The sequence below is a fragment of the Burkholderia sp. BC1 genome (assembly GCF_052683555.1).
The window spans coordinates 143,243-158,630 of the sequence record NZ_JBQYLP010000003.1 but is presented as its reverse complement, the minus strand read 5'-3'; the positions used below and the strand labels follow the sequence as shown (position 1 = coordinate 158,630).

The window sequence follows — 15,388 nt, the reverse complement described above, 5'->3', positions numbered from 1 at the left end:
AAACGCCACGACGGTGCGCGGGCGGCGAGCTCGCGCACCGTTTTTCATTCCGGTAGGGGCAAATCAAAGGAGACGATGGTGGCCGACATTCAAGTGGAACGCGCCGACGGTGTACTGACGATCACGATCGCGCGGCCGGCGAAGAAGAACGCGCTGACGGCGGCGATGTATCAGGCGATGGCCGATGCGCTCGCCGATGCGCAGGAAGACAGCGCGGTCCGCGCGATCCTGCTGCGCGGCAGCGACGGCAATTTCAGCGCGGGCAACGATCTCGAGGATTTCCTGAAGGCGCCGCCGAAGGACGAGAACGCGCCGGTGTTTCAGTTTCTCGCGCGCATCAGCGGCGCGAGCAAGCCGATCGTCGCCGCGGTGCCGGGCATCGCGGTCGGCGTCGGCGTGACGATGCTGCTGCACTGCGATCTCGTCTACGCGGCCGACACCGCGACGTTCTCGCTGCCGTTCGTGCAGCTCGGGCTGTGTCCCGAGGCCGCGTCGAGCATGCTGCTGCCGCGGCTCACCGGCCATCAGATCGCTGCGGAGAAGCTGCTGCTCGGCGAACCGTTCGACGCACTCGAAGCGCACCGCATCGGGATCGTCAATCGCGTGCTGCCGGCCGCGGAGCTCGACGCGTTCGCCGCGAAGCAGGCCGCGAAGCTCGCGGCGCTGCCGGCCTCGTCGCTGCGTGTGACGAAAGCGCTGCTCAAGGATACGGGCGGCGTGACGGTGGCCGCACGGATGGCCGAAGAGGCCGGCCATTTCTCGGCGATGCTGCGCGCGCCCGAAGCGCGCGAGGCGATGACGGCATTCTTCGAGAAGCGCAAGCCCGATTTCCGCCAGTTCGACTGACGCGCCGCGCGTGCCGGCCTGGCGACCGCGCCGCGGTCGGGCCGCCGCCGGCGGTCATGCGGTGCCGTAGTCGACGTAGCCGGTTTCGCGGCAGAAGCTGACGAGCCGCAGCCCGGCGGCCTTCGCGATCTCGATCGCGAGCGAAGAGGGCGCGGAGATCGTCGCGACCATCGGGATGCCGACGCGCGCAGCCTTGCGCACGAGCTCGTAGCTCGCGCGGCTGGACAGGAACACGAAGCCGTCGGTCGGCTCCGCGCGCGACAGCACGAGCGAGCCGATCAGCTTGTCGAGCGCATTGTGACGGCCGACATCCTCGAACGCCATGCGGATCGCGCCTGTTGCATCGCACCAGGCGGCCGCGTGCAGGCCGCCGGTCAGCTGCGTGAGCGTCTGGTGAGCCGGCAGCGCGTGCGCGGCGCGCGCGAGCGCGTCGGGTGCAAGCCGTGCGAGAAAGCCGGTGTCGGGCACGCGTTCGGGCGCGAGATCGAGCAGATCGATGCTTTCGATGCCGCAGACGCCGCAGCCGGTGCGGCCGGCAAGCGCGCGGCGGCGGTCCTTCAGCGCGGCGAACGCCTGCTGGACGACGTCGAGGTGCACTTCCGCGTGCGGCAGCGGCGCGTCCGCATGCAGGATCACGTCGATGTCCTTGATGTCGCTGCCGCGCGCGACGATCCCTTCCGACATCGCAAAGCCGACCGCGAACGCTTCGAGGTCGCGCGGCGTGCACATCATCACCGCGTGCGAGATGCCGTTGAACACGAGCGCGACCGGCCATTCCTGGCCGACGTAGTCCTGGGCCGTTTCGGCGACGCCGCCGCGCATGCGGCGTACGGACAGTTCGATCGCGCCGCGCGGTTCGGCTGTTTCGGTCGGATTCACGAGCACTCCCGTTGATTCGAGGCAGCGGCGGCGGCGATCGTCGCCGCCGGCCGCGCGCAGAGGTTCTAAAATACCCCAGGCAGGCCGGCCGCGCCGGCGTTCGCCACTCGGGTAACGACCATGGGACTCAGCGACGCACCGTTGCTATTCAATTTCGAACACGAATCGTCGGAAAATCTCACCTACATTCCGATGATCGTGCGTTTCAATCTCGACCGCTTCGGCTTGCGGATCTCGCTCGAGCAGTGGCAGCTGCTGCCGCTCGAGGATCGCCGGCTGCTCGCGCGCTTTCCGGCCGACGACGACACGGCGATCGAACCGAACTTCGACCATGCGCTGTTCGAGATGCTGCGCACGCACGCGAATCTCGAGCCGTCGTGGTTTCAGCCGGAAGAGCAGCCGGCGTGGCGCACGACCGACGCGGTGCCCGATGCGCTCGCGCAGCAGTGCGCACTGGCCGGGCTGCCGGTGCCGGCCGTCGCGCAATGGCAGCAGCTCGCGCCGTTCCAGCGCTACGTGCTGATGAAGCTGTCGCGCAAGCCGACGCTCAATCACGACTTCGTGCCGGCGATGCGCGAGTTCGGGCTGACCGCCACGCACTGAGCGGTCGCGCCCGGCGCCGGCGTGCCGGCCCGCGCGCGCGTTACAGCGCGGGCAGCGGCCGCGGCTTGCGGTCCGGGCCCGTCGCGACGTACGTGAGCGTCGCTTCCGTGACCTTCACGACTTCGCCCATCAGGCGCATGCGCTGCGCGTACACCTCGACGTCCACCGTGACCGAGGTGTTGCCGGTGCGCGTGATCGTCGCGTAGAAGCTCAGCAGATCGCCGACGAACACCGGCTGCTTGAACACGAACGAATTGACCGCGACCGTCGCGACGCGCCCGTTTGCGCGCTGGCTGGCCGGAATCGATCCGGCGATGTCGACCTGCGACATGATCCAGCCGCCGAACACGTCGCCGTGGACGTTCGCGTCGTGCGGTTGCGGGACGACACGCAGCGCCGGCTGCTTCTGCGGGAGTTCGAGGGTCGGTTCGGTCATGGCGGGGCTTTCATCCTGTAAGAAATAGGCCGCCCGCGCGCCGCCGGCCTGCGAGGCCGCCGGCAGCGGCGCGAAGCGGCTTCTGCGACAATACGACGTCCGCAAATTGTACGAGAAAGTGCGCGATCCGGCCGTCGCTCGGCGCCCGGCACCGCCGCCCGTTCCTTCCCCCATGCGCCGATATTCCGCTTCCGGCGAGCCCGCGCCGGCTCCGACCGGGCCCCGCAACGACTGGCAGACGATCCGTTCACTGCTGCCGTATCTCGCGACCTACAAGCTACGCGTCGCGCTCGCGCTCGCGTGCCTGATCGGCGCGAAAGTCGCGAACCTCGGCGTGCCGATCGTGATGAAGCGCATCGTCGATCATCTCGCGTCCGTGCAGCAGCTGACCGCGCTCGGCCGCGCCGAGCAGTCGGCCGGCATCGTGCTCGCGGGCGGCGTCGGGCTGCTCGTGATCGCGTATGCGCTCGTGCGGCTGTCGACGTCGCTGTTCACCGAGCTGCGCGAAATCCTGTTCTCGAAAGTCACCGAAAGCGCGGTGCGTCGGCTCGCGCTGCAGGTGTTTCGCCATCTGCATGGACTGTCGCTGCGCTTTCACCTCGAGCGGCAGACGGGCGGCATGTCGCGCGATATCGAGCGCGGCACGCGCGGCATCCAGCAACTGATCTCGTATTCGCTGTACAGCATCTTGCCGACGCTCGTCGAGGTCGGGCTCGTGCTCGGCTTCTTCGTCGTCAAGTACGACGCGTATTACGCGTACGTGACGTTCGCGGCGCTGATCGCCTACATCGTGTTCACCGTGAAGGTCACGAACTGGCGCACGCACTTTCGCCGCACGATGAACGAGCTCGATTCGCGGGCCAACTCGCGCGCGATCGATTCGCTGATCAACTACGAAACGGTCAAGTATTTCGGCAACGAGGAGTGGGAGGCGCAGCGCTACGACGAGAACCTCAAGCGCTACCGCCAGGCCGCGATCCGTTCGCAGAACTCGCTGTCGCTGCTGAACTTCGGTCAGCAGGCGATCATCGGCACGGGGCTCGTGTTCATCCTCTGGCGCGCGACGCAAGGCGTGCTCGCCGGCAAGCTGACGCTCGGCGATCTCGTGCTGATCAACACGTTCATGCTGCAGCTGTACATTCCGCTGAACTTCCTCGGCGTCGTGTACCGCGAGCTGAAGCAGAGCCTCACCGACATGGATCGCATGTTCGGCCTGCTGTCGGCCGCGAAGGAAGTCGCCGATCGTCCCGATGCGCGGCCGCTCGCGGTGGCCGGCGCGCAGGTGCGCTTCGAGCACGTGAATTTCGCCTACGAGCCGGCGCGGCCGATCCTGCACGACGTGACGTTCACGATCGAGGCCGGCACGACGACCGCGGTGGTCGGGCACAGCGGGTCGGGCAAGTCGACGCTGTCGCGTCTGCTGTTCCGCTTCTACGATCTCGATCGCGCGTCGGGCGGTGCGATCCGGATCGACGGGCAGGATATCCGCGACGTCACGCAGGACTCGTTGCGCGCGTCGATCGGGATCGTGCCGCAGGACACCGTGCTGTTCAACGACTCGATCTACTACAACATCGCATACGGCCGGCCGAGCGCGACGCGCGACGAGGTGATCGCGGCCGCGCGCGCCGCGCATATCCACGACTTCATCGAAAGCTTGCCGAACGGCTATGACACGCCGGTCGGCGAGCGCGGGCTGAAGTTGTCGGGCGGCGAGAAGCAGCGTGTCGCGATCGCGCGCACGCTGCTGAAGAATCCGCCGATCCTGCTGTTCGACGAGGCGACGTCGGCGCTCGATTCGCGTTCGGAGCGCGCGATCCAGCACGAGCTCGACCAGATCGCGCGGCATCGGACGACGCTCGTGATCGCGCACCGGCTGTCGACGGTCGTGCATGCGCAGCAGATTCTCGTCATGGATCACGGCCGGATCGTCGAGCGCGGCACGCACGACGAACTCGTGCGCGCGGACGGGCTCTATGCGCAGATGTGGGCGCTGCAGCAGCAGCGCGCGGCCGCCGGCGACGAGGCGGCCGAAGCGGCGTGATTGCCGCCGTGCGTGGGCGGTGAAGCGCAGCGCCGTGCCCGTGCTTGCTTAGCGGCCCGCGGCGCGCAGCCGTGCGTCGAGTTCGTGCAGCTGCGCGGGCGTGCCGACGTTCTCCCAGATTCCCTCGTACAGTTCGCCGCTCGCGCGGCCGGCCTCGATGGCCGCGCGGTAGTACGGCGTCAGCGCGCGGCGCGTGCCGCGCGCGAGATCGCGGAACATCCGCGTGTCGTACAGCCCGATGTTGCCGAATGTGAGGCGCGCGGCGCCGTCGAGCGTCAGGCGCCCGTCGTCGCCGAGCGCGAAATCGCCGGCCGGGTGGAACGGCGGGTTCGGCACCATCACGAGGTGCAGCGCGGGCGCGTCGAGTTCGGCCATCCGCGCGGCGCGCGGCGCGAGCGTGCGGTAATCGAACGCGCAGAACACGTCGCCGCTGACGGCGACGAACACCGTCGGCCGGCCGTCGCGCTCGAGCAGCGGCAGCGCCTGTGCGATGCCGCCGGCCGTCTCGAGCGCTTCGCCTTCGGCCGAGTACACGAGCCGCACGCCCCAGCGCGCGCCGTCGCCGAGCGCCTGCTCGATCTGCGCGCCGAGCCATGCATGGTTGATCACGATCGTCTCGATGCCGGCCTGCGCGAGCCGCTCGATCTGCCAGACGATCAGCGGCTTGCCGCCCGCTTCGAGCAGCGGTTTCGGGCAGGTGTCGGTCAACGGGCGCATGCGTTCGCCGCGTCCGGCGGCGAAGATCATCGCCGTGGTCAGAAAGGTGCTCATGTTCGGCAGCGTGGTGGTCGGGCGGTCAGAACGTATAGGCGACGTCGTCGGTGCGGCCCTCGAGCTCGTCGAGCAGCTTCGCGAACGGCGCGAGCGGACGGTAGCGCAGCGCGACCTTGCGCGCGTAGCCGAGGAAGCGCGGCAGGTCGTTCAGGTAGTGCGGCTTGCCGTCGCGATAGTTGATGCGCGCGAACAGCCCGAGCACCTTGATATGGCGCTGCAGGCCGATCCATTCGAGCTGGCGGTAGAACTCGCCGAAATCGGGATCGACGGGCAGGCCGGCCTTCTTCGCCTTTTCCCAGTAGTAGGCGAAGCAGTCGAGCTCGAATTCCTCGTCCCAGCTGATGAACGCGTCGCGCAGCAGCGACACGACGTCGTAGGTCAGCGGCCCGTAAACGGCGTCCTGGAAGTCGAGGATGCCCGGATTCGGCTCGCAGACCATCAGGTTGCGCGGCATGAAGTCGCGCAGCATGAAGCCCTGCGGCTGCGCGTGCGCGCTCGCGACCAGCAGCGCGAAGGTGCGCTTGAGCGTGCCGCGCATCGCGTCGGTGACGGGCTTGCCGAGATGGCGGCCGATGAACCACTCGGGCATCAGCTCCATTTCGCGGCGCAGGAACGCTTCGTCGAACGGCGGCAGCACGTCGGGCTTCGACGTGAGCTGGAAGCGGATCAGCGCGTCGAACGCATCGCGCATCAGCGGCCGCGCGGCGACCGGATCGGCCGGGTCGAGCACCGAGATGTACGACGTGCGGCCGAGGTCGGTCACGAGCATGAAACCGGCGTCGAAATCGTGCGCCAGCACCTCGGGCACATGGTCGCCGGCCGCCGCGAGCAGCTGCGCGACCTGCACGAACTCGCGGCATTTCTCGGGCGGCGGCGCGTCGACGGCGATCAGCGAGCCGCCGGCGCTCGCGGCCGACGCGACGCGGAAATAGCGGCGGAAACTGGCGTCGGACGATGCCGGCGCGAGCGTGGAGAGATCGAGTGCGTAGCGATCGGCGAGCGGGCGCAGCCAGGCGGCGAGCGCGTCGAGGCGGGCGTCGGGATGAGCGGCGGTGGATGGGGGCGTCATGAAACTCGGCGGAGGGGGGAACGTCTTGCCATATAATACCCCACGACTTTTTTGACGCGCCCCGCGTCAGCTTCCGCCGTGCAGGCCCGTCGCCTGTCGCGCCGTCCGCCCGATCGCCTCCCCGGTTTGCGCTCAGCCGCAGTCGCGGTTCGACGGCGCAGGCAGCCGTGCGTCGAAGGCGCCGTTGACAAGGGGCGATTCGCCAAACGATAGATGCCGCCCAAACCGCTATTCCCGAATGTCTTCCCCGCTGACGGGGCGCCGCGCAAACGGCGGCTCGCGCTTGCACTGCTGGCCGTGCCCGGCCTCGTGCCGGCCGTGTCGCACGCGCAGCTGACGGGCGCGGCCGCGCAGCCGCAGCCGCTCGATTCGCCGTGGGATCTGCGTCTCGCGCCGCAGCTCGAGGAACATCCGCTGAAGGACGGCGCGAAGCCCGCCGCGTTCGTGATCGCCGACCACACGAGCGGCACGGCCGAGCAGGACATGGCCGCGAAAGGCTCGGCCGAACTGCGGCGCGGCGACGCGGTCGTGAAAGCCGACGCGATCCACTACGATCAGGATACCGACATGGCCGATGCATACGGCCAGGTCAGGGTGATCAACGGCGGCACGTCGTTCGCGGGCCCCGAAGCGCACCTGAAGATCGAGGCGAGCCAGGGCTTCATGGCGGCGCCGAAGTATCACTTCAACGTGACGGGCGGCTCCGGCAGCGCCGAGCGCGTCGACATGCTCGACAGCGAGCGCTCGGTGTTCGTGAACGGCACGTACACCGCGTGCGCGTGCGCCACGCATCCCGCGTGGTACATCAAGGGCAGCCGCTTCGACTTCGACACGGGCGCCGACGAAGGTACCGCGCGCAACGGCGTGCTGTTCTTCCAGGGCGTGCCGATCTTCGCGAGCCCGTGGATGACGTTCCCGCTGTCGGGCGATCGCAGAAGCGGCCTGCTGCCGCCGACGTTCTCGATGAACTCGAACAACGGGTTCGAGCTGTCGCTGCCGTACTACTTCAACATCGCGCCGAACCGCGACCTGACGATCACGCCGCGCATCATCTCGCGGCGCGGCGTGCAGACCGAAGCGACGTTCCGCTATCTGTCGCCGACGTACTCGGGCACGTTCACCGCGAACTACCTGCCGGACGACCGGCTCGCGCACCGCAACCGCTACGCGATCTACTGGCAGCACCAGCAGAACTTCGGCGGCGGCTTCGGCGGCTACGTCTACTACAACAAGGTCTCGGACAATACCTATCCCGAAGACCTTGGGTCGATGAACCAGTTCATCAACGGGACGCAGACGCTCTATCAGCAGGAAGCGGGCCTCACGTACAACAAGGGCCCGTGGTCGGTGCTCGCGCGCTACCAGCACTGGCAGACGCTGCCGCCGTCGATCGCGCCGTACAGCCGCGAGCCGCAGTTGAATGTGAAGTACACGAAGTACAACGTCGGCGGCTTCGACTTCGGCGCGGAAGCCGACTACTCGCGGTTCCGCATCACGACCGCCGACTCGACGCAGGGCGACCGGATCGTCTTCAACCCGTACATCGCGTACGGCGTGTACGGCCCCGGCTACTTCGTCGTGCCGAAGGTGCAGTACCACTTCGCGTCGTACGACCTGAACTACCTGTCGTCGAGCACGCCGAACAGCCCGAAGCGCTTCACCGAATCGATTCCGACCGTCAGCTTCGACACCGGGCTGATCTTCGACCGCTCGGTGCGCCTGTTCGGCCAGGACTTCATCCAGACGCTCGAGCCGCGGCTCTACTACGTGTATACGCCGTACCGCGACCAGTCGAACGCGCCGCTGTTCGATACCGCGGAATCCGACTTCGGCCTCGCGGAGATCTACCAGCCGAACACGTTCGTCGGCAACGACCGCGTCGCGGACGCGAACCGGATCACGGCCGGCCTGACCTCGCGCTTCATCGATCCGCGCACCGGCGACGAGCGCGCGCGCTTCGTCATCGCGCAGCAGTACTACTTCGCCGATCAGCGCGTGACGCTGAACACCGGGCAGTCCGCCGCGCAGGCGCGCCACTCCGACCTGATCGTCGGCGCTGCGCTGAAGCTCGGTTCGGGCTTCATGTCGGAAACGGCGTTCCAGTACAACCAGAACAACAACCAGCTCGTGAAGTCGAGCATCGGTTTCGGCTTCAGTCCCGGCGAGCGCAAGGTCATCAACGCCGCGTACCGCTACACGCGCGCCAGCACGACGCTCGACGGACAGCCGATCAACCAGTTCCTGGTGTCCGCGCAATGGCCGCTCACGCGGCGCCTGTACGCGGTCGGCCGCTTCAACTACGATCTGGCCGGCGACCGGCTTGTCGACGGTCTGCTCGGCTTACAATACGACGCGGATTGCTGGGCGCTCGGCGTCGGCGTGCAGCGGTTCGCCAACGGCGTGAATTCGTCCGGACAGCGGAACTCGTCGACGCGCTTCATGATGCAGCTCACGCTCAAGGGGCTGTCGACCGTCGACAACGGCCTCGTCGCGGCGTTCCGCGCCGGCGTGCCGGGCTACACGCCGCTGCCGTCGGCACCGCCGCCGATGTCCCGCTTCAGCAACTACGAGTAACGCGGCCTGTCTGACCGGTCAGCCGATTTCAATGGAGTATCAGTGGCAATGAAGAAAACCCTTCGTTTCGCGGCAGTCGTGTCCAGCCTCGCCGCGTCCGCCGCGCTGCTCGCCGCCGCGCCGGCCGCGGCGCAGGCGCTCGGTTCGCAAGGCGCGCAGCTCGCCGACGAAGTCGTCGCGGTCGTCAACAACGACGTCATCACGGGCCGCGAACTCGACCAGCGCGTCGGCCTGATCTCGCGTCGGCTGCAGCAGCAGAACGCGCCCGTGCCGCCGATCGACCAGTTGCGCGCGCAGGTGCTGAACCAGATGGTGCTCGAGCGCATCCAGGTGCAGAAGGCGAAGGACGACGGGATCCGCGTCGACGACGCGACGGTGCAGGCCACGCTGCAGCGCCTCGCGCAGGCGAACGGGATGACGCTCGACCAGTATCGCTCGCGTCTCGAAGCGCAAGGCGTGCCCTGGAGCATCTTCACGGCCGATGCGCGTACCGAACTGATGCTGTCGAAGCTGCGCGAGCGCGAGGTCGACAGCAAGATCACCGTGTCGGACGCCGAAGTCGCAAGCTACATCGCGAGCCAGCGCGGGCCGAACGCCTCGCAGCAGCAGGACCTGCGCTTCCAGCACATCTTCATCAAGGCGCCGACCAACGCGCCGCAGACGCAGATCGAAGCCGCGCAGAAGAAGGCCGAGGCGCTGCTGCAGCAGGCGACGTCGGGTGCCGATTTCGAGAAGCTCGCGAAGAACAATTCGGAAGCCGACGATGCGAAGAAGGGCGGCGATCTCGGCTTCAAGTCGCCGAGCGCGCTGCCGGCCGACGTCGTCGACGCCGCGGCGAAGCTGCGTCCGGGGCAGGTCAACCCGACGCTGATCCGCGTGCCGGACGGCTTCGAGATCATCCGCCTCGTCGATCGCCGGCAGAGCCAGGGTGCGACGGCCGCGGCGCCGAAGATCGTGCAGACGCACGTGCGCCACATCCTGCTGCGCGTCGGCGAAGGCAAGTCCGAAGGGCAGGCGCGCCAGCAACTGATCGACATCCGCCGGCAGATCGAGGCCGGCGGCGACTTCGAGAAGTTCGCGCGTACCTATTCGCAGGACGGTTCCGCGTCGCAGGGCGGCGATCTCGGCTGGATCAGCCCCGGCGAGACGGTGCCCGAATTCGAGCGCGCGATGAACGCGCTGCAGGACGGCCAGATCAGCCAGCCCATTCGTACCGAGTACGGCTATCACCTGATCCAGGTCGTCGGCCGCCGCGAAGCGGAAGGCTCAGTGCAGCAGCAGATGGACATCGCGCGTCAGGCGATCGGCCAGCGCAAGGCCGAGCAGGCGTACGCGGACTGGCTGCGCGAACTGCGCGATTCGTCCTACGTGCAGTACAAGATCGGCGGCCTGCCGTCGAACTGAGCCGACGATGAGCGCGCGCGCCTTGCAGATCGCGATCACGACCGGCGAGCCGGCCGGCGTCGGTCCGGAGCTGACCGTGCAGGCGCTGCGCGACGCCGGCGAGCGCTGGCCCGATGCGCAGTTCACGGTGCTTGGCGACGCCGCGCTGCTCGAAGCGCGCGCGGCGGCCGTCGGCGCCGACTGGGCCGCGCTGGTCGGCGGTTCGCGCGTGTCGATCGCGCATCATGCGCTCGCGGCGCCCGCGCATGCGGGCCGGCTCGACGCGGCGAACGGCCGCTACGTGCTGGCGCTGCTCGATGCGGCGATCGATGGCGCCGTGGCCGGCCGCTACGACGCGATCGTCACCGCGCCGCTGCAGAAGAGCACGATCAACGATGCCGGCGTGCCGTTCACCGGCCATACCGAATATCTGGCCGAGCGCACGCATACGGCGCGCGTCGTGATGATGCTCGCGGGCACCGGCGCGACGCCGCTGCGCGTCGCGCTCGCCACGACGCATCTGCCGCTGAAGGACGTGTCGGCCGCGCTGACGATCGACGGGCTCGTCGAGACGCTCGCGATCATCGACCGCGACCTGCGGCGCGACTTCGGGCTCGCCAGGCCGCGGATCCTCGTGACGGGCCTCAATCCGCATGCGGGCGAAAACGGTTATCTCGGCCGCGAGGAAATCGACGTGATCGCACCGGCGCTCGCGCGCGCCCGGGCGCAGCAGATCGACGCGCGCGGCCCGTATCCGGCCGACACGCTGTTCCAGCCGCGCTATCTCGCCGACGCCGACTGCGTGCTCGCGATGTTCCACGATCAGGGGCTGCCGGTACTGAAATACGCGACGTTCGGCGAAGGCATCAACGTGACGCTCGGGCTGCCGATCATCCGCACGTCGGTCGACCACGGCACCGCGCTCGACCTCGCCGGCACCGGCCGCGCCGATCCCGGCAGCATGATCGCGGCGCTCGATACGGCCGTGACGATGGCGCGGCATCGGCGCGCGGCCTGACGCGGCATGCCTGACCCGGCCCGGCCTGGCGCGGCCAGTGTCGCTCGCGGCCGCCGCTTCCTTACTCATCGCATTTTTGGTTTTTTCTTCAGCCGATGTCGAACAGCAGACAGCATCAAGGCCATTTCGCGCGCAAGCGCTTCGGGCAGAACTTCCTCGTCGATCATGGCGTGATCGACTCGATCGTCGCGACGATCGCCCCCGCGCGCGGCCAGCGGATGGTCGAGATCGGCCCCGGGCTCGGCGCGCTGACCGAGCCGCTGATCGCGCGGCTCGCGACGCCCGAAACGCCGCTGCATGCAGTCGAGCTCGATCGCGACCTGATCGCGCGTCTGAAGCAGCGCTTCGGCGCCTTGCTCGAACTGCATGCGGGCGATGCGCTGGCGTTCGACTTCCGCTCGCTCGCCGCGCCCGGCGATGCGCCGTCGCTGCGGATCGTCGGCAATCTGCCGTACAACATCTCGAGCCCGCTGCTGTTTCATCTGATGACGTTCGCGGACGTCGTCGTCGATCAGCACTTCATGCTGCAGAACGAAGTCGTCGAGCGGATGGTCGCGGAGCCCGGCACGAAGGCGTTTTCGCGGCTGTCGGTGATGCTGCAGTATCGCTACGTGATGGACAAGCTGATCGACGTGCCGCCCGAGTCGTTCCAGCCGCCGCCGAAGGTCGATTCGGCGATCGTCCGGATGATTCCGTACGCGCCGCACGAGTTGCCGGACGTCGATCCGGTGCTGCTCGGCGAAATCGTGACGGCCGCGTTCTCGCAGCGCCGCAAGATGCTGCGCAATACGCTCGGCGATTATCGCGAGACGATCGATTTCGACGCGCTCGGCTTCGATCTCGCGCGACGCGCGGAGGACGTCAGCGTTGCCGAATACGTCGGCGTCGCGCAGGCGCTCGCGGCCGCGCGCAACGCGCAGTGATGCGGTGATGCCGTGACGCGCGGCGATGCGCGTGCGGTGTTCCCGCACCGCATCGAACGGCGCGCGTGCTTCGATCGCGGCGTTGGGGCTGATTACATGCGCCGGCGCGTCGGCGCATTGACGAGCGCGATGCCGGTCAGCACGAGCGCGGCCGCCGACATGAAGCGCCAGCCTACCGATTCGCCGAGCAGCAGCACGCCGAACGCGACGCCGAACAGCGGCGACAGGAACGTGAACACCGACAGCCGCGATGCGCTGTAGCGCGTGAGCAGCCAGAACCACGACAGGTAGCTGACGAACGCGACGATCACCGATTGATACGCGAGGCTTGCCACGGCGACCGGCGTCACATGCGCGAACGATGCCTGGCCGAGCAGCACGGCGAGCGCGACGAGCACGACCGCCGACACCGCGAGCTGGTAGAACAGCGTCTTGCTCGCGCTCGCGCGGGCGAGCGACGTCGAGCGCACGACCACCGTCGTCGCGGCCCACATCGCGCCGCCGAGGATGCCGAGCGCATCGCCGGCAAGCCCGGCCAGCACCGATGCGCCGGGCGCGAGCGGTTTCAGGAAGCCGTCCGCGAATGCGAGCGCGATGCCGGCGAACGCGATGCCGACACCCGCCCACTGCACGCGCTGCAGCCGCTCGCCGGGCGCGAACAGATGCAGGCCGAGTGCGGTGAAGCACGGTGCGGTGTAGAGGAAGATCGCCATATGCGACGCGCTCGTCAGCGTGAGCCCGAAGAACACGCAGATGAATTCGCCGGCGAACAGCGCGCCGGCTGCGAGACCGGCGCCGAACGTGCCGTCCGCGCGGAACAGCGGTGTGCCGCGCGAGCGCGCCCAGGCCCACAGCAGCAATGCGGCGATCACCGAGCGCAGCCCGGCCTGGAAGATCGGCGGGATCGCCGCGTTCGTGCTCTTGATCGCGACTTGCTGAAAACCCCAGATCGCGCACAGCAGCAGCATCAGACCGACGGCGCGCGCATCGAGCGCGCGACGCGCGGGTGCGGCGGCAAGCGCGTTCATCGGCGTACCTCGGCGCCGCGCATGCGCGGCTCGGGACAGGCAGGGCGGGCGGCGCGTCGTGCGCGCTCGAATCGACGGTATCGCACGGCGGTGTGAGCGGAGTGGGGATGATCGCGCGGTAAGGGCGCGGCCTGGATGTTTCGGTATCGGAGGCCGTGCCCGCTTTTGGTGCGCGGTGCTGCGATGTTACCCGATCGGTGCGCCGGCAGGCAGGGGCGCTTTCCCGATGAAGCGGCGGATGGGGGCGGTCCTTGTCGTGCGTGCCTCGCCGGCCGCACCTCGCCGGCCGCACCTCGCCGGCCGCGCCTGGCCGGCCGCACCTCGCCGGCCACGCCCAACGCATTTCCCACGACTCTGGTAGAGTTTCCGGTTCAGGAAAGTCCCCACAGGAGTACACCCCATGCGTTTGTTGCACACGATGCTGCGAGTCGGCGATCTCGACCGTTCGATCAAGTTCTACACCGAATTGCTCGGCATGAAGCTGCTGCGTCGCGAGGACTATCCGGAAGGCAAGTTCACGCTCGCGTTCGTCGGCTATGAAGCGGAAAGCACCGGCACCGTGATCGAGCTGACCCACAACTGGGACACGCCGTCCTACGATCTCGGCAACGGTTTCGGCCATCTGGCCATCGAAGTCGACGATGCATACGCGGCCTGCGAGAAGATCAAGGCGCAAGGCGGCAAGGTCACGCGCGAAGCGGGCCCGATGAAGCACGGCACGACCGTGATCGCGTTCGTCGAGGATCCGGACGGCTACAAGATCGAGTTCATCCAGAAGAAGACGCACTGAGCGTCGGACGGGCCGCGACGCGTGTCGCGGCACGCGAACGGGCGGTGCAGGGCGACCTGCATCGCCCGTTTTGCATCGCGCGCCGCGCCGCATCACAGCGACGGCAGCAACTCCGGCGGGTGATGCTTGAGCGTATGCCGCGCTTCGCGGAACTCGGGGAAGATCGATTCGACCGTCTGCCAGAATGCCGGGCTGTGATTCATCTCGCGCAGATGCGAGAGCTCGTGCGCGACGACGTAGTCGATGATCGACATCGGGAAATGGATCAGCCGCCAGTTCAGGCGGATCTTGCCGTCGCTCGAGCAACTGCCCCAGCGCGTCGCGGCCGACGACAGCGCGACCATCGAATACGTGACGCCGAGCTTTTCCGCATACACCGCGAGGCGTTCGACGAAGATCCGTTTCGCTTCGCCCTGCAGCCAGCCCTGCACGCGATCCTTGATCTGCTGCGCGTCGGCCTGCGCGGGCAGCGGCAGCGACAGCCGCTGCGCGAGCGCGTCGAACGCGACGGCGCCCGCACCGAGTGCGATCGTGATCGTCTTGCCGAGATACGGCAGCTGCGCGCCGTCGCGCCAGTCGATCTGCGGCAGCGCGCGCTGTTCGGTGCGCGTTTTCCATTCCGCGAGCTTCGCGAAAATCCAGCGCTGCTTCTCCGCGATCGCGGCCTCGATGTCGGCGAGCGTGACCCAGCGCGGCGCGGTGATCGACAAGCCGCTGCCGTCGATCGTGAAGCCGATCGTGCGCCGTGCGGAACGCTTCAGCCGGTATTCGAGGACGCGGCTGTCGAGCGCGAGCGTGCGGATGCGCGAGCGGTCGGGCGCGGGCGCCGTGTCGGGCGGCGCGAGCGGGGCGATCGGCGACGCGGGCGCAGCGTCGGGCGGCGCCGGCGGCGACACGGGTGCCGAAGGCGCAGCGGCCGGCCCGTCGAAGAGCGGCAGGTCGAGCTGGCGATGATCGAGTGCCACGACGGCGGGTCGTGGCCGCGGACGCTTCTTCATCAGTTCGCTTCGTTTTGTCGTAC

General features: G+C 68.3%; 14 protein-coding genes. 8 read left to right on the top strand and 6 right to left on the bottom strand.

Going from position 1 to position 15,388, the window contains the following annotated elements:
- The first annotated feature begins 78 nt into the window (after positions 1-78).
- Positions 79-846 carry an enoyl-CoA hydratase gene (locus tag ACSHSS_RS02980; protein ID WP_080512312.1) on the top strand — a complete coding sequence of 256 codons (768 nt, stop codon included), beginning with the start codon at positions 79-81 and terminating at the stop codon, positions 844-846.
- 54 nt (positions 847-900) lie between these two features.
- Here ACSHSS_RS02980 and fdhD read toward each other — a convergent pair whose 3' ends face one another.
- On the bottom strand, positions 901-1,731 hold the full coding sequence (gene fdhD, locus ACSHSS_RS02975; RefSeq protein ID WP_006398316.1) for a formate dehydrogenase accessory sulfurtransferase FdhD: 831 nt from the start codon (positions 1,729-1,731) through the stop codon (positions 901-903).
- Positions 1,732-1,845: 114 nt separating this feature from the next.
- Here fdhD and ACSHSS_RS02970 point away from each other — a divergent pair, with 114 nt between their 5' ends.
- A complete protein-coding gene (locus ACSHSS_RS02970; protein WP_006406561.1) occupies positions 1,846-2,328 on the top strand; it encodes a nitrate reductase associated protein in 483 nt (160 codons plus the stop codon).
- 40 nt (positions 2,329-2,368) lie between these two features.
- Here ACSHSS_RS02970 and ACSHSS_RS02965 read toward each other — a convergent pair whose 3' ends face one another.
- Positions 2,369-2,764: an acyl-CoA thioesterase gene (locus tag ACSHSS_RS02965; RefSeq protein WP_006398318.1), complete on the bottom strand. Its 396-nt coding sequence runs from the start codon at positions 2,762-2,764 to the stop codon at positions 2,369-2,371.
- Positions 2,765-2,936: 172 nt separating this feature from the next.
- Here ACSHSS_RS02965 and ACSHSS_RS02960 point away from each other — a divergent pair, with 172 nt between their 5' ends.
- Complete coding sequence (locus ACSHSS_RS02960) at positions 2,937-4,808, top strand: ABCB family ABC transporter ATP-binding protein/permease (protein WP_006415987.1); 1,872 nt, start codon at positions 2,937-2,939, stop codon at positions 4,806-4,808.
- A 48-nt stretch (positions 4,809-4,856) separates the two neighbouring features.
- Here ACSHSS_RS02960 and murU read toward each other — a convergent pair whose 3' ends face one another.
- On the bottom strand, positions 4,857-5,579 hold the full coding sequence (gene murU / locus ACSHSS_RS02955; RefSeq protein WP_217261919.1) for an N-acetylmuramate alpha-1-phosphate uridylyltransferase MurU: 723 nt from the start codon (positions 5,577-5,579) through the stop codon (positions 4,857-4,859).
- Between the two features lie 25 nt (positions 5,580-5,604).
- Positions 5,605-6,651, bottom strand: a complete 1,047-nt coding sequence (locus ACSHSS_RS02950; RefSeq protein WP_445544556.1) for an aminoglycoside phosphotransferase family protein — start codon at positions 6,649-6,651, stop codon at positions 5,605-5,607.
- A gap of 213 nt (positions 6,652-6,864) precedes the next feature.
- Here ACSHSS_RS02950 and ACSHSS_RS02945 point away from each other — a divergent pair, with 213 nt between their 5' ends.
- The 4 genes from ACSHSS_RS02945 to rsmA all read left to right on the top strand — a co-directional run bounded on the left by ACSHSS_RS02945 (position 6,865) and on the right by rsmA (position 12,549).
- The gene (locus ACSHSS_RS02945; RefSeq protein WP_445544555.1) at positions 6,865-9,225 is read left to right on the top strand and encodes an LPS-assembly protein LptD; all 2,361 of its coding nucleotides are present in this window, start codon (positions 6,865-6,867) and stop codon (positions 9,223-9,225) included.
- Positions 9,226-9,273: 48 nt separating this feature from the next.
- On the top strand, positions 9,274-10,629 hold the full coding sequence (locus ACSHSS_RS02940; RefSeq protein ID WP_012212741.1) for a peptidylprolyl isomerase: 1,356 nt from the start codon (positions 9,274-9,276) through the stop codon (positions 10,627-10,629).
- A gap of 7 nt (positions 10,630-10,636) precedes the next feature.
- Entirely contained in the window at positions 10,637-11,626 is a 990-nt protein-coding gene (gene pdxA, locus ACSHSS_RS02935; RefSeq protein WP_445544554.1) for a 4-hydroxythreonine-4-phosphate dehydrogenase PdxA, read from the top strand.
- Positions 11,627-11,721: 95 nt separating this feature from the next.
- Positions 11,722-12,549: a 16S rRNA (adenine(1518)-N(6)/adenine(1519)-N(6))-dimethyltransferase RsmA gene (rsmA, locus tag ACSHSS_RS02930; protein WP_006406555.1), complete on the top strand. Its 828-nt coding sequence runs from the start codon at positions 11,722-11,724 to the stop codon at positions 12,547-12,549.
- 92 nt (positions 12,550-12,641) lie between these two features.
- On the opposite strand, the gene ACSHSS_RS02925 is transcribed toward rsmA, so the two are convergent.
- On the bottom strand, positions 12,642-13,577 hold the full coding sequence (locus ACSHSS_RS02925; protein WP_088925233.1) for a DMT family transporter: 936 nt from the start codon (positions 13,575-13,577) through the stop codon (positions 12,642-12,644).
- 400 nt (positions 13,578-13,977) lie between these two features.
- Between ACSHSS_RS02925 and gloA the strand changes: the two genes are divergently transcribed.
- Positions 13,978-14,367, top strand: coding sequence for a lactoylglutathione lyase (gloA, locus tag ACSHSS_RS02920; RefSeq protein ID WP_006398327.1), 390 nt, complete (start codon positions 13,978-13,980; stop codon positions 14,365-14,367).
- A 92-nt stretch (positions 14,368-14,459) separates the two neighbouring features.
- Here the strand turns inward: gloA and ACSHSS_RS02915 are convergent, their stop codons facing one another.
- Complete coding sequence (locus ACSHSS_RS02915; RefSeq protein WP_006406552.1) at positions 14,460-15,365, bottom strand: M48 family metallopeptidase; 906 nt, start codon at positions 15,363-15,365, stop codon at positions 14,460-14,462.
- Positions 15,366-15,388 lie beyond the last annotated feature (23 nt).

What these genes read in the sequence shown, in the direction of transcription:
- gloA (WP_006398327.1), top strand. Translation starts at nt 13,978, where the DNA reads ATGCGTTTGTTGCACACGATGCTGCGAGTCGGCGATCTCGACCGTTCG.
- ACSHSS_RS02970 (WP_006406561.1), top strand. Translation starts at nt 1,846, where the DNA reads ATGGGACTCAGCGACGCACCGTTGCTATTCAATTTCGAACACGAATCG.
- ACSHSS_RS02925 (WP_088925233.1), bottom strand. Translation starts at nt 13,577, where the DNA reads ATGAACGCGCTTGCCGCCGCACCCGCGCGTCGCGCGCTCGATGCGCGC.
- ACSHSS_RS02940 (WP_012212741.1), top strand. Translation starts at nt 9,274, where the DNA reads ATGAAGAAAACCCTTCGTTTCGCGGCAGTCGTGTCCAGCCTCGCCGCG.
- ACSHSS_RS02960 (WP_006415987.1), top strand. Translation starts at nt 2,937, where the DNA reads ATGCGCCGATATTCCGCTTCCGGCGAGCCCGCGCCGGCTCCGACCGGG.
- ACSHSS_RS02950 (WP_445544556.1), bottom strand. Translation starts at nt 6,651, where the DNA reads ATGACGCCCCCATCCACCGCCGCTCATCCCGACGCCCGCCTCGACGCG.
- ACSHSS_RS02915 (WP_006406552.1), bottom strand. Translation starts at nt 15,365, where the DNA reads ATGAAGAAGCGTCCGCGGCCACGACCCGCCGTCGTGGCACTCGATCAT.
- ACSHSS_RS02945 (WP_445544555.1), top strand. Translation starts at nt 6,865, where the DNA reads ATGCCGCCCAAACCGCTATTCCCGAATGTCTTCCCCGCTGACGGGGCG.
- murU (WP_217261919.1), bottom strand. Translation starts at nt 5,579, where the DNA reads ATGAGCACCTTTCTGACCACGGCGATGATCTTCGCCGCCGGACGCGGC.
- rsmA (WP_006406555.1), top strand. Translation starts at nt 11,722, where the DNA reads ATGTCGAACAGCAGACAGCATCAAGGCCATTTCGCGCGCAAGCGCTTC.
- ACSHSS_RS02965 (WP_006398318.1), bottom strand. Translation starts at nt 2,764, where the DNA reads ATGACCGAACCGACCCTCGAACTCCCGCAGAAGCAGCCGGCGCTGCGT.
- pdxA (WP_445544554.1), top strand. Translation starts at nt 10,637, where the DNA reads ATGAGCGCGCGCGCCTTGCAGATCGCGATCACGACCGGCGAGCCGGCC.